This window comes from Patescibacteria group bacterium (assembly GCA_016784145.1).
Taxonomy (GTDB): Bacteria; Patescibacteriota; Patescibacteriia; order UBA2591; family UBA6264; genus BS150m-G65.
Map to the genome: position 1 here is coordinate 1 of JADHVF010000003.1, position 14,005 is coordinate 14,005.

At 30.2% G+C, this 14,005-nt stretch carries 15 protein-coding genes; 3 read left to right on the forward strand and 12 right to left on the reverse strand.

The genetic code is table 11. The features are described from left to right. Nucleotides 1-186: 186 nt before the first annotated feature. From ISS06_02260 to ISS06_02310, 11 genes are all read right to left on the reverse strand, one after another. Nucleotides 187-942: a hypothetical protein gene (locus tag ISS06_02260; protein MBL7054001.1), complete on the reverse strand. Its 756-nt coding sequence runs from the start codon at nt 940-942 to the stop codon at nt 187-189. A 45-nt stretch (nt 943-987) separates the two neighbouring features. Further along, nucleotides 988-1,599 carry a prepilin-type N-terminal cleavage/methylation domain-containing protein gene (locus tag ISS06_02265; GenBank protein ID MBL7054002.1) on the reverse strand — a complete coding sequence of 204 codons (612 nt, stop codon included), beginning with the start codon at nt 1,597-1,599 and terminating at the stop codon, nt 988-990. Nucleotides 1,600-1,788: 189 nt separating this feature from the next. Beyond that, nucleotides 1,789-2,355: a hypothetical protein gene (locus tag ISS06_02270; protein MBL7054003.1), complete on the reverse strand. Its 567-nt coding sequence runs from the start codon at nt 2,353-2,355 to the stop codon at nt 1,789-1,791. Beyond that, the gene (locus tag ISS06_02275; protein ID MBL7054004.1) at nt 2,306-2,845 is read right to left on the reverse strand and encodes a prepilin-type N-terminal cleavage/methylation domain-containing protein; all 540 of its coding nucleotides are present in this window, start codon (nt 2,843-2,845) and stop codon (nt 2,306-2,308) included. The genes ISS06_02270 and ISS06_02275 overlap by 50 nt, the downstream gene beginning before the upstream one ends. Before the next feature lie 8 nt (nt 2,846-2,853). Continuing rightward, on the reverse strand, nt 2,854-3,699 hold the full coding sequence (locus ISS06_02280; GenBank protein ID MBL7054005.1) for a prepilin peptidase: 846 nt from the start codon (nt 3,697-3,699) through the stop codon (nt 2,854-2,856). A gap of 212 nt (nt 3,700-3,911) precedes the next feature. After that, nucleotides 3,912-5,168: a glycosyltransferase family 39 protein gene (locus ISS06_02285; protein ID MBL7054006.1), complete on the reverse strand. Its 1,257-nt coding sequence runs from the start codon at nt 5,166-5,168 to the stop codon at nt 3,912-3,914. Nucleotides 5,169-5,323: 155 nt separating this feature from the next. Beyond that, nucleotides 5,324-5,944: a hypothetical protein gene (locus ISS06_02290; GenBank protein MBL7054007.1), complete on the reverse strand. Its 621-nt coding sequence runs from the start codon at nt 5,942-5,944 to the stop codon at nt 5,324-5,326. Further along, nucleotides 5,937-6,623 (reverse strand): glycosyltransferase family 2 protein, encoded by a 687-nt coding sequence (locus tag ISS06_02295; GenBank protein MBL7054008.1) that lies wholly within the window; start codon nt 6,621-6,623, stop codon nt 5,937-5,939. The genes ISS06_02290 and ISS06_02295 overlap by 8 nt, the downstream gene beginning before the upstream one ends. A gap of 20 nt (nt 6,624-6,643) precedes the next feature. After that, nucleotides 6,644-7,552 carry a hypothetical protein gene (locus ISS06_02300; protein MBL7054009.1) on the reverse strand — a complete coding sequence of 303 codons (909 nt, stop codon included), beginning with the start codon at nt 7,550-7,552 and terminating at the stop codon, nt 6,644-6,646. Further along, nucleotides 7,539-8,900: an O-antigen ligase family protein gene (locus ISS06_02305; protein ID MBL7054010.1), complete on the reverse strand. Its 1,362-nt coding sequence runs from the start codon at nt 8,898-8,900 to the stop codon at nt 7,539-7,541. Before ISS06_02305 ends, ISS06_02300 begins: the two co-directional genes overlap by 14 nt. Before the next feature lie 78 nt (nt 8,901-8,978). Beyond that, nucleotides 8,979-9,461 (reverse strand): prepilin-type N-terminal cleavage/methylation domain-containing protein, encoded by a 483-nt coding sequence (locus tag ISS06_02310; protein MBL7054011.1) that lies wholly within the window; start codon nt 9,459-9,461, stop codon nt 8,979-8,981. 182 nt (nt 9,462-9,643) lie between these two features. On the opposite strand from ISS06_02310, the gene ISS06_02315 reads away from it, so the two are divergent. The 3 genes from ISS06_02315 to ISS06_02325 are packed head-to-tail and all read left to right on the forward strand — an operon-like array spanning nt 9,644 to nt 13,041. Next, nucleotides 9,644-11,125, forward strand: a complete 1,482-nt coding sequence (locus tag ISS06_02315) for an LCP family protein (GenBank protein MBL7054012.1) — start codon at nt 9,644-9,646, stop codon at nt 11,123-11,125. Beyond that, nucleotides 11,118-12,485 (forward strand): ribosome biogenesis GTPase Der, encoded by a 1,368-nt coding sequence (gene der / locus ISS06_02320; GenBank protein ID MBL7054013.1) that lies wholly within the window; start codon nt 11,118-11,120, stop codon nt 12,483-12,485. The genes ISS06_02315 and der overlap by 8 nt, the downstream gene beginning before the upstream one ends. 4 nt (nt 12,486-12,489) lie before the next feature. Next, entirely contained in the window at nt 12,490-13,041 is a 552-nt protein-coding gene (locus ISS06_02325) for an aminoacyl-tRNA hydrolase (GenBank protein MBL7054014.1), read from the forward strand. A 245-nt stretch (nt 13,042-13,286) separates the two neighbouring features. Here the strand turns inward: ISS06_02325 and ISS06_02330 are convergent, their stop codons facing one another. Beyond that, nucleotides 13,287-13,733: a hypothetical protein gene (locus ISS06_02330; GenBank protein ID MBL7054015.1), complete on the reverse strand. Its 447-nt coding sequence runs from the start codon at nt 13,731-13,733 to the stop codon at nt 13,287-13,289. Nucleotides 13,734-14,005: the final 272 nt, after the last annotated feature.

The following is a 14,005-nucleotide window of genomic DNA, read 5'->3' on the forward strand; positions in this document are numbered from 1 at the left end:
ATTGTTGCCATTTTGGAATCTACTTAGGGGCCTTGCCCCTAAGTAAGTCTAAGTAAGCGGGATCTCTCTATTTCACTCACTTTGTTCACTTCAGTCGAGATGACAGAAAGAAAACTGGACCTCGCCACAGGGAGACTAAAGATTAATGATTAAAGATTAATGATTAATGATTAGCAACACAAATAATTATATTCCAAATTGTTGCCATTTTGGAAAATTGGCACTTATTATTCTTTCATAGCCCGTATAGATTCCAGTAGCATTTATCACTACCCCGATTGGCAAAGAATTATTAGCTGGCTCTATGGAATAAATTTCAGAACCAGCCCCAATATTATTTATACGAATTTTATAATATTTATTAGCCGAATCAACAGTTAATGTGTATGGAAAACTAACCTGAAAAGTTTGACTTGAAACAGCAGAACATATTCTAGGAGTGCCGAGAGAAGTGCATTCATATATTAACAAATCACTTGCCACTGACCCGCTTTTATCAATATCTATACTAGTTGGATAAATGGCCCCATTAATATCCATGTCCAAACTAAAGGATTCATTTGGTGCTAAAGTGATTTCCCATGGATGTCCAGCTGAGATTACATCCCCAGAGGATGGATTTGAATCATCAATAACCACCTCCCCGACATCAATTTCATATTCTGATTCATTTGTCAGAGAGTCACTTAACGAATAGGCAGAAATATCAACATAATTCTCCATCACATCAAAAGCTGCTTTTTCAATTGCACTTTCACTGGCAAAATAGGCCATTTCTGATATTTCCGTTCCCTTTACAACCTGGCTATGACGAATAATAACATCACCGACCAACAAAGTGCCAGTGAGAATTGAGCTGATTATGAGAAGAGTTAGAATCAATGAAAGCCCTTGGTTATTGTTAGGATTATTGATTATTTTTTTTAATAATTTTTTATTCATATTTATTTTATAAAACAAGCAGAAGAAATGATTAGTGGTTAGTGATTAATTTCGTTGAGCATATCTTTGTGGAACGGTTTGTTGAAGAACCAACTCTTTCATGCCTGGCTTTTCTACTAGCGACTCTAAGGTTAAGACAATTGTCACTCTGGGGTGTTTATAAACAGTTGAACCAGAATAAAACGGATTAGCGATTGGCTTTATATAAAAATCAAGACGAGCGATAGTATTGTCGCTCATGGTAATAGAATCATAATGCTCGCTAGTGCAAGTTGTGGCTTCACATCTTTCTAAGATATTACGAGTAGCTGATTCAACTTCTTTTTTGTATCTTATTTCATTTGAACTAGAAGAAAAATCCAACAAACAAAGCTTGTCAATAAGGCCATCTACAGCAATTTCTCCACAATCACTGGCAGCGCCATAATTGTCATAATCAATCATCCCAGCCCGAACATCTTTAACTATTAAATTCATCAAATAATGACCGTCTCTTTGTATGTCTAGCTGCCCGAGTGTTTTTTCCCTGGTACCAATTACATGAATATAGACGCCCATGGTTGCCAGAATTATCATAACTAAAATACCAAGAGAAACCATTAACTCAATAAGAGTGAAGGCCGTGGATTTGGCATTTTGTTGGCAAGGGTTATTCATAGAGAGACCATTGATTATTGATTATTGATTAGTGATTATTGATTATTAGTCATCAGTGATTATTGATTAGTGATTATTAGCCATTATTGATTAGTGATTATTGATTATTAGTCATCAGTGATTATTGATTAGTAATTATTATTGATTATTGATTATTGATTATTGATTAGTAATTATTAGTGATTATTTTTAGCGCCAAGAAGTAAGACGAGTTTCTATATTAATAGTGTGTGTATTTTCTCTTTCTCGCCAAAAAACAGTTGAAACAATCTTTTTTTCGCAATCATTATTACAAAGAGCTCCGATGTCATCTCCTGCAGAAATAGTAATCATTCTTTTAAAAAGAGCTTCATTGTCTACACAATGAGTTGTTAAGTCATTTACGCCCTGACACAAGGAACAATTAGTACAATGCTCTATGTCCGTGCCCCCACTAAATACTGCCTCCACTAATTGGTCAGAGTTGTAATTAATTATCCAATCATCATTTGTTAAGTCGTATGGCCATGATTGACCTGGGTCAAGCCAATTACTATTTCTAATAGCATAAACAATTTCTATCCCTTCTCTAGCAAGGTTAATGGCAACCACTCTTTCTCTTGATTGTCCACCGGTAACAAGATGAGTCAATCCAATAGATAAAATAGCCACTATTGCAGTGACCATAATTCCAATAGCAACAATGGTTTCAATTAATGACTGGGCATTATTCAACTTTTCTGACATCAATTTGTCCTTGTGAATTAACCTCAACATATGCGTAGCGATTAATTAAGTGCTTTAATGTTATTAAATGATTACCTGTTAAAATAATTCCTCCATTTACGCCACTAGGGACATAAACATCCCCCTTGGGAGGCATAAATATTATATATGTCTCTTGACCCAATGGAGGTAATGATATGTTGGCACCAAAATTAAATACCTGAATTATGTCATCGCTACCAGCATTATATTCATGGTCATCAACACTATCTGTGTCTGCAAAAAGAATATATGTATCCGAGTCAACAAAAACTCCGTAACCGCCTGACGGACGAATATCTGAAACTTGTTTTCCGCTTAGAGACATCATTTGAGCGGTTTTTATAATCTCTCCCAGTTTTTCCGCATTTGAATTAAGGTTTATAACATCTCCTCCTGCTCTCATATTTGATATTACCATGGCAGAAATAATAACCGTGATACCAATAACCACAATTAATTCTATTAAAGTAAATGCTTGTTTTTTATTTTTTAAAAACACTTTTATGCTTATCTAAAAAACCAATTAATAATTTGCTCTCCGTAAAAAATAGTTACAACCGACCCAATAGACAGAAACGGACCAAGTGGAATTTTATCCTTGATTGTCTTTTGCTTAAATAAAATTAAACCCAATGAAATAATTGCTCCAATAATATATGAAAGCAAAATGGCAACAAGAACAAATTGCCACGACACAAGAGATGCTCCCATAAAAAGCCCTATTTGTAAGTCGCCCATACCAATTGCCTTTCCTTTAGTAATAACATATTGAATGGCAAAAAATCCAACCCCAATAATCATTGCTAAAAATATTTGAAATAAATCAGACAAAACAATTGAACTATTTTCTTTTAAAAATGACTCAAAAATAGCCAGCCCAAAAACCAATAAACTGGCTGACAAAACAACCCTACTGTCAACCATTGAATACTTGGCATCATAAACAAAAATAAAAGTAAAAACAAAAAATATTACCCAATATTTAATAACAGATAATATAAAAGGAGTATAATGCCCGACTCCTGTAGCACTTAATTGATAACTTATTACTGACATAGATGAATTAACCCATAAAAATGATAAAACAAAAAAAATACCCATTGTTAATTCAACTAGCAAATATTGTAATGAAATTTTTTGCTTACAATTACGGCATTTAGCATTTAAAAGCAAGTATGAAAAAACTGGAATATTGTCATACCAGACAATTTTTTGCTTACAATGAGGGCAATAAGACCTGCCTAAAATAGTTTTATGCTCTTTTAGGCGATAAATCAAGGAGTTTAAAAAACTGCCAAAAGACAAGCCAACAAAAAAAATAATTAGAAAAAAAGAAATAAGCAAACTATTCATTTGTATAAATTTTATTATTAAAAACTTTTAATAATTATACCAAGTTTGCTAGTTATGTTCAAGTAATAAGTGGAAATTAGGCCTTGCCGCTAAGTAGATTACAAGTCAATAATCAATAATCAGTAATCAATAATCTCACTTAGTATCACTTAGGGGCCTTGCCGCTAAGTAGCATCACTTAGGGGCCTTGCCGCTAAGTAGAAATAGAAAAGCTAGTACTTGTGTTCAAATAGTAGGCCAGATAAAAAAATTGATAAAGGAATAATGACCAAGAAATTCCGACAAACAGCTGTACCATCCATTGCATACTCATATGTTGGTGTAAGAAAATAAAGTAAAAGATAAAATAAAATAACTCCGCTAATCATAAGAAGTAAATATAAATATGGCTTTGAAAGGACTTTTTTATAAAAAAATAATAAAAATAATAAAAAAATTGCAGGCCAGATAGAAAAAGAATTTGAAAAGAAAATTTGTTGCCAAACCCCTTTAAAAATGACTGGATGAATTTCTTCAAAAAACAAAAATTTTTTGGAAATATTACTAAGAAAATTAATATTATAAAATATCTTAAAAACCACCCAAGGAGATATTATTAATAAATATGGATATAAAAATTTCAAACAATTTTTAATATTTGTTTTTAATTTTGGTTGTGATATTAAATAAACAAACAAAACAAATAAAAGAACCATTGACAAAACAATCCCCTCGCTCTTAACCCATGCAGTAATGCCTGCAAAAATGCCTGCTAGATATAAATTGTAAGAAGAAGATGGTCTATAAAAATATTTAAATAAAAAAACAGATGCCAATGTGAAATAAAAAGCCATTGGCAAATCAGCCATGGCTGAAAATCCATGATAAGAGACAAGGGGCATTAATGACAAAATGGCAGTCAAAAATAAGGAGGTTTTCCTAGAAATAAAATTTCGCAAACTTATATAAATAAATGCAAGCAGAGCAATAAAATAAGTGGCAAATATTATTTTAACAAAAATTGCGCTTGTCCCCTGAAATAACAAATAAACCCACCCCATAAAAAGAGGTATGTGTAATGGATAATTTAGTTTATTCCCGCCTCCCAGAAAAAAAGAAGAAGCATGATTAAAAAAATCAACTGGCTGATAAAAAAACACTTTTGCTTTTAATGCCCAGATAGCCAAAGAATCAAAATTTATAATTGGTCTTAAAATACTAGATGATAATACAAATAAAATTTCAAATAATATTATTAAAATAAAAAACCATTCTAAAAGACCTAATTTTTTGATTTTTAATTTTAAGAATTGATTAAAAAATCTTTTTTTATTAAAAAATTTTATAAAAGAAAATAAGAAAATTAAAGCTGATAAACAAAACATTAAAATTAGAAAAAAATAAAATGGCAGACGTAAAAGCCCCCAAACAAACATTAAAAAAGTAAGCATGGCCGTGCCAAAAGCAAAACATATAATTATTTTTTCCATAACCTTAAAATGATTAGGGTTGATGAAGTAAAACAAAACCATTCCCAATATAAACGGAATAACCAGTGAGATAAATAATAAAATTACAGCAATCATAAAATAAATTATGTTTATATGATTATGAATTTTAGGCCTTTGCTTTTTTTCAAAAGCAATTAATTAACTATTCTTTTTAAAATTAATTTATTTGGTTCAAATTGTTTAAATTTTTCAAATCCTAAAATATTTTTAGGCAAAACAACATTAAAACTAATAACATAATCTGTTTGTTTTAAGTTATCTGTTAAAATCAAATCAGGGTAAAGATAATATTTTGCAACTGCTTGAAATGTCCAGTGATATGGCAAAACATATATATTTGATTTTAAAGGTAATTTTGTTTTACAAAACTCTAAAAAATCAAAAAAATTATGCCACTGTTTTGGTAAATCCCTTGACTTTATCACTGCTCTGGTTATTATTTTATTCTGGCGATAATTAAAATCCTGACCATGGAAATCTCTAAAATCATTTTTAAGCCAGTTTACTTGAATTATCATCCACTTAACAGCCAATAATGTTATAAAAAAAATTATTAAATAAATTAACATTTTAGAAAATTTAATTTTTGGCAATAATTTTAAAATCATAGTTCTATTAAAAATAAGAAAAAACGAGAAAAACAAGACCAGTATTAAATAAAAATAAAAATGGACAGAATGTCCAAATATTATAAATTCAGGGATTAAATTAATATAATAATATTGTTCAACTGGTTGTTCAAAATAACTAATCATGAAAAAACTTATATTTTATCAAATAATAAACTGCTTTTACCCCATCACGCCAGTTTATTTTTTTTCCTTGCGCAAAGGTTCGACTATTATATGAAATCGGTAATTCTAAAATTTTATATCCATTATTCAACACCTTGGCCGTAAACTCTGCTTCTATTTCAAACCCATTTGAGGTTAAATCAATCTTATCTAATACATTTTTTTTAAAAACCTTATAACAAGTATATGGGTCTGTGACTTTTTGAGAGTAGACCAGGGAAAATAAAACTGAAATTAAACGATTACCTAAATAATAAAAAAAATAACCCGGCGTATGATGAGCTAAAAACCTAGAACCATAAACAACACTTGTCTTGCCTTGCAAAATCGGCTGGATCAATTTTGGAATCTCGGTTGGATTATATTCAAGGTCAGCGTCCTGAACAACAATTATGTCTCCAGTAGCAATTGTATACCCTTTTCTAATAGCAGAGCCCTTGCCTTGGTTTTTTGACTGAAAAACAACTTTTATTTTATCGTTATTTATGTTTTTTAAAATCTTGGGACAAGCATCCGTTGATTTATCGTCAATAATTATAATTTCATAATCAATGCCAAAATCAACCCTAGTCACTTTGTCTAATAATTTCAAAATTGTTTTGGCTTCATTATACACAGGTATAATAATTGATAATTTCATATTATTATTTTCTTTATTATTTAATTAACAAGACCTTGCCTTGAATCTAATGGTATTTTATCAAACCAATAATCCATCATTTCTTGATTGTTTTTTTCCTGATACAAAAGATACAAAGCTCTGATCCAGACAGGGTCTTTGGGATTTAACATTTGTCCGTGTAAGTTTTTAATAATAGCCGTGTCTAAATCCCCTTGTAGATAATAAATATCTCCTATTTTTTTCCACATATTTGTTTTAACTAATGGAAAAAATTTTAAAATTTTAACATACATGTCTTCTGCTAGTTGATATTTTTTTTGAGCAAGATAAATATTTCCTAATTTTTCATAAATATTAATCATCTCTGCCTTGACCATCCTGCGATGTTGTTCATTCATTTGGGGATGCTCAAGAGACGGATGTAATTCAAGCGCTTTAGTGCACTTAATAATTGCCTGCTCCCATTCTTGTTGATAAATTTTTAACTGACACCAATCATTATATGTCAAGGCTATCTCAGGAGAAAGAGTTACTAGTTCAGCCAAAGTTTTCTCAGCCAAAACAAAGTCAACTTGCGCTTGAGTAATATTTGCTTTTAAAGAATAAAACCTGGCTAAACTGATGTGAATAAAAAATGTTCTATCACTGCTTGAGATATTAAGCATTCTATCAATAGCCATATCAACTATCTTTAACTTGAGAGAATTGTTGTTATAGAAATCCAACCCCCATTTCAAATCATTAGCAAATCTTTTTTGATAAAACGGCTCAAACGGTTGATAAAATAATACCTTGTCATAATTTTTTAATATTTCTTCCCAATCTTTTGTCGCTATTACTTTATGATAATAATAATCAGCCAACAAAACCTTGAGATTAAAATTCCAAAAACTAGCCATCAATAAAACTGCTAACAAAAATATTAATATTATTTTATTTAATCGCATTTTGTTTGATTAATATAATTCTTGATATTATGGCTAGATATGCCCAAAAATAAACTGCTGTCGGAATTATGTGAAAAGAAAATTGAAGAGAAATTAAATATGCTAATACTCCTGTAACTAAAACTAATATCATCAAGCTATTTTCATTAAACTGAGTTTTTATGACAGATTTAAGCCCTGCATAAAACACGCTAATAATTAAAAATAAATATGCCAATAGTCCTAACATGCCTGAGACAAGAATCATGTCAATCAAATCATTATGAGCCCTGTCTGGAAAAACATTAATTGCCTCTAATGCAGCATATTCTGGCTGATAATAAGGAATAAATAATGAATGCTGTGTCTCTGGCCCATGTCCTATGACAGGACTTTGGCTTATTAAATCAATACTATTCTGCCACCAAATTAATCTTAATTTGCCTGTCTGAGCAAGATTGGTAATGCTTTTTAGTCTTTTAACTGTAAAAGAATCTTCTGGACCAGCCACAAGATTATTAAAAGAATTCAAGAAAACAATTATTATAATAAATACTATAAAAAAAGATAATAAACAGGTAAATATTATTTGCTTGTTTTTCTTATAAAGAATTAGAAGGGCCAAAAATAACATGCCAAAGAAAAACCCAATCCACCCCCCCCTGCTTTGGGTTAAAATCAAAATAATAAGATAAAATAAAAATAAACAGATAAACAAAGGACGATAAAAATATTTTTTAAATACTGACATGTTTGTTTGTCTCTTGAATCTCAGTAAAAAATAAATAATTATTGGGCCTGTTAATAACAACCAGGAAGCAAAAAAGTTTGGCTGACCAAGTGTAGAAAAAATTCGATGGCTAAAAAACGAGGATTCACTCCAAGGGAAAATATCAAGTCCAAAAATTTGTAAAGACCCATAAACAAGAGTCACCATGGTTGTAAAAATAATGGAATAAAAAATTCTGCCCACTTGGTGTTTGTTTTTAATATTAAAAAATAATATTATATAAAAAAGAAAAAAATGGAGATATGTAATCAGCCCCATCTTGCGTTCATAATACCCCCAAAAACTATATTGCCATGATTTGGAAAAAATCGTGGCTATTGCAAAAACTCCAATAAAAATAATGGCTGGTAAAATTATTTTATTTTTCTTAATACTAACGAATGATTTATTAAATATAATTATTTTTACCAACCAAATAAATAATATTATTTCCACTAATGTTTGAAGCAAGAGATAATTACTGACCTGCCAAGTGCCATATAATTTTGGGGTAAAAAACAATGGCAATAAAACAAAAACAAACAAACACAAGGCCTCAATAATATAATCAAAATATTTAATATTCTTTATTTTGTTCATAATAAAGATAATCAAAGAAAAAGAAAATCCGTACCGTTAAAAATACGGATTTACTATTTTAAATTGAAAAACTAAAAATTAGCGGGCTGTTAATCCTGCTGGTGTAGCAATATGAGGACCAGATGCCAAATCTCCAGTAGCTGATCCAAGACAATAACTAATGTGATAACTCAAATTGTGCCCGGTAGTAACATCTGGAACATATGTGTACTCCGTATCCGTACAACTACCATCAACTCTTGGCAGAGGATTTGAAGGAAGCTCTGCCATATAAACAGTCCCAGCACAAGCATCCTTAAATCCATTAGTACTACTTAAGCATTTGTCTTCAATAATATTTGTACTGGTATCTCCTTCTTTGTCGGGATATTCATTATTGTCTAGATAATACAATTCCAAAGCTGTTTGAATTTGCTTTATATCTGACACTCTCCTAGCATCTCTTGCTTTTGCTCTGGCTTGATTAAGGGCAACAATAGCTAGGGCTGCTAATAATCCCATGATTGCGACCACAACCAATAACTCAATTAAAGTAAAACCTTTTTTTGTTTTGTTTTTCATAAACATATAGATTTATTAAATTTTAGAAATATTAATTATATTATAAAGGATAATAAAGATTATGTAAATTATTACCTGTTAATAAGTATAACATATTTTTTTAAAAGTTTTCCACATGCTTGATTTTTTTTATTTTTTTTGATAGTATAAAAATATAAATTATTTTTTAAAACAAAATTAGAATGCCTGAAAATCGCATAAACCTTATAAATGACATTTATTCTCCCGAGGATATTTCTCAAAAAATTGAACAACCAAATAAAAATAAAAAATTTAGAATAATTTTTCATTTATTAATTTTTATATCAGCTATTGGTATTTTTTTCTTTACCACTAATATTGTTTTTTCTAGTAATAATAGCCTAATAACAAATATGGGCAAAATGTCTTTCTGGAAAGGCGTTAGCAAACTGGTTATTGGCAAGGAGGAAATATTAAAAGGGGAAATATCTGATCGTATAAATATTTTAATATTAGGAATGGGGGGAGCAAATCATGAAGGAGCATATCTCACTGATACGATTATTCTGGCCAGCTTAAAACCATCAACAAATCAAATTGCTTTACTATCAATCCCCAGAGATTTATATGTACCAATCCCTGATTATGGCTGGAAAAAAATAAATGCTGCCAATGCTTTTGGCATGATGGAATCAGACAAGCAAGGCGGAGAATTATCAAAAAAAGTTGTTGAAAATATTCTTGGATTAAAAGTTCATTATTGGATAAGAACTGATTTTAAAATTTTCAGAGATATAATTGACGAGTTGGGAGGAATTGAAATAGAGGTAGCCAAAAGCTTTACTGATTATCAATTCCCTGGATATAATTTTACTTTTAGAACTGTTAGCTTTGCTAAAGGAAAACAAATAATGAGCGGGCAAAAAGCATTAGAGTTTGCCAGGTCAAGACACGGCAACAATGAGGAAGATTCGGACTTTGCTAGAGCAATCAGACAACAAAAAATCCTATTTGCCATCAAAGAAAAAATCAAGCAAGAGAATTTATTTTCAAAACCAAATAAAATATGGAGTTTTTATAATATACTGGAGAAAAATATAAGTACAAATTTAGACATTATGCAGGGAATAAAATTAGCAAAAATAGCCTCAAGTATAAACAAAAATAACATAATAACCAGGGTGATTAAAAACGGAGATAATGGTTTGCTTAAGTCAGAGATAAATATAAATGGTGCTTATATTTTAACTACAAAAGAAAAAGGGTTTAAACAACTCTCTAATCTAGCAAAAGATATATTCAAGCAAGAAATTCCTGAAAAACAAATTGTCTTCGGACAAAAGCCAAGCAAGAATTCTCTTATTACTGATTCTTCCATGCCAACAAATCTTGAAGAACCAATCAACAAAAAAACAAAAATAATAATTCTAAACGGAACTCTTGTAAATAATCTTGCATTCAAGGCAAGTGAAAAAATAGATGAGAAAAATTTTGAAATTTTAAAAATAGGCAATGCTCCAACTCGTAATTACAAAGAAACAATAATATATAAAACATCTGATAACCTAGCTTCGGCCGGGACTCTTGCCAAAATATTTAATGGAGATGTGATTGAAAATAAAAGACCAACAAACCTAGAAATTATTTCCATTAATAATAATGCTGATTTTTTAATTATTCTTGGACAAAACTCTAATGACTAAAATTGCTTTAATAGGGCAAGTTAATGTGGGAAAATCAACCCTCTTTAATCGTCTAATAGAAGAAAAAAAAGCGATTATCACTAATCTGCCTGGTACAACTAGAGATAGAAATTATGGCATATGTAAATGGCGAGGAAATGATTTAATTATTATAGATACTGGAGGGATTGAAATTAAAAAAGGAGAACAAGAGATATTAGACAAAGAAATAAAAAAACAAATCGACAAAGCAATTACTGAAGTAGATTTGATTTTTTTTATTATAGAAAACAGACACCCTGTTTTGCCTATTTCCAATTTTGAACAACAAGTTAGCAAAATAATTAAAAAATCAAACAAACCAGCCATCCTAATATTAAATAAATCTGATAATCCCAAAAAAAGAATGGACGCTAATAGCCCTGAATGGCTTAATTTTGGATTTAAAAAACCAGTTGCTATTTCTGCTATAAATGGTGGTGGTGTTGGCGACCTATTAGACGAAAGCATGAAATACATAAACAAAGACAATGCTAATATGCTGAATAAAATAAAACCAGCCAACATTGTAAAAGTTTCTATAATTGGCAAACCGAATGTTGGTAAGTCAACCTTGTTAAATGCTCTTTTGGGAGAAGAAAAAGTAATCACCTCTCCTACTCCCAATACAACTAGGGGGCCACAAGATACATTAATAAAAGTTAAAAACACATTTTCAGATGATAAGCAATACGAAAAGGAATTAGACATACTCTTGATCGACACAGCTGGCATAAGAAGAAAAGCAAAAGTCAAATCATTAATTGAAAGAATTGGCACAACCATGTCATTAAAAATGATAAAAAAATCTGACATTATATTAATGGTCTTGGATAGCTCTGCCAAGGTCTCTTATCAAGATAAAACATTAGTAAGACTAATATCTGAGAGAAAAAAAGCACTAATTGTGGTTGTGAATAAATGTGATTTATGGGAGACTAAAGGAAAAAAATGGAAAGCAGAAACTCCTAATTTCACCGTACCAACTGCCAAATGGACTCAAATTCTTTTTGTTTCAGCTAAAACAGGAGAAAATGTTAAAAAAATATTTAAATCTATTTTTATTGTCCGTGGAAATCAGAATAGACAGATTAATGAAAAAGAATTAAACAATTTATTAAAAGATGTTGTTGCCAAAACAAAACTAAAAGATGATATTTGGGAAAAAATAAAAATTTTTCATAAACAAACAAACCCCCATATTTTTATGCTTAAAATGCCACCCAAATTTATAAGAAGGAAACTTATTAATGACGCTCAAATGAATGTTGTAAAAAAAGCTATCAGACAAAAATGGGATTTTTCTGGTATTCAAATTGAAATAAGAATTTCTAAATATTAAAAAAATGATTTTAATTATCGGGCTGGGAAATCCTGGCGAAAAATACAAACAGACCAGGCATAATATTGGAAAAACAATAGTTAAAAACTTTGGTAAAAATTTTGAATTTAATAAATTCAAACAAGATAAAAAAAATAAAGCCAAGACAACTAGCCAAAAAAATATTATCTTAGCTATTCCTTCTACTTATATGAATGAATCCGGGCAAACTGCCAGACTGTTAGAGAATTATTTTCTCAAAGAACCAAAATCATCAATATGGATTATTCATGACGAAATTGATTTACCATTAGGTAAAATAAAAATATCCATCAATAGATCATCGGCCGGACATCGAGGGGTTGAATCAATAATTAAACAAGTAAAATCAAAGGAGATTGTTAGGTTCAGGATAGGCATTGGGAAAAATGAAAATATTGCTTCTGAAAAATATGTTTTAAAAAGATTCTCAAAAGATGAAGAAGAAACTAAACAAAAAATTATAAAAATAGCCCAACAAGCGATTGATTATGCTATAAAAAATGGCGTTAGCAAAGCAATGAATAAGTATAATTAATTAGTGATTATTGATTAATAATTAGTGATTAGTGATAATTGATTAGTGATTAGTGATTATTGATTAATAATTAGTGATTAGTGATTATTGATTATTGATTAGTTATTAGTGATAATTGATTATTGATTAGTGATTAGTGATAATTGATTAGTGATTAGTGATAATTGATTAGTGATAATTGATTAGTGATTAGTAATAATATAAGAAAAAGCCCTGTTTTTTTTACAGGGCTTTATTGTTTTTACCTATTCGCCAATTTTGAAATAATCAATTCTTAAAATATCATCAGCAGCTATTCTAACTCTGAGTTTTATTTCATCTCCCCTATCAAAAAAAGCAGTTGCTTCTGATATCTTCCGACCCAAGACAGTGCGATCAAATCCTTCAGTCCATTCTCCGGCTGCGATTCTTTTAGAAACAGTGACTTTTGCTCCATTCCAGTTTTCATTTTGAACAGCAATTAAGTCATCGTCTACCATAAACTGAACATTTACATTTGCTAAAGTAACAGCAAATATACCATCTTCGTCAGGAGCATAAACTTGCCAAGTCTCGCAACCAAAGGCCAGCAAAAAAAGCATAATAGGTATTATTTTGACAACGTTCTTCATTAGACCATCTCCTTTGTTTTTGTTTGTTAAAAAAATTCTCTCTATTTTTCTGCCTACCAGCACAAGGCCTACGCTTGACATGCAAGATCAACCTTAATTTTTGGCTACTTCTCGGTTAGGAGGGATGACCGATTTTGCCACTGATAAGCAGAAAAACAGAGAGAATAACAAACTAATTCTGCCTCTAGTATAGCAGAATTATTGATTTTGTCAAGAGAGAGCATTAAAGAGAGAAACCATCTCTACTTAGAGGCCTTGCCCCTAAGTAGAAAATCACTTAGAGTCACTTAGAGGCCTTGCCCCTAAGTAGAATAGAAATCAATAATCAGTAATAAATAATCAGTAATCATTTA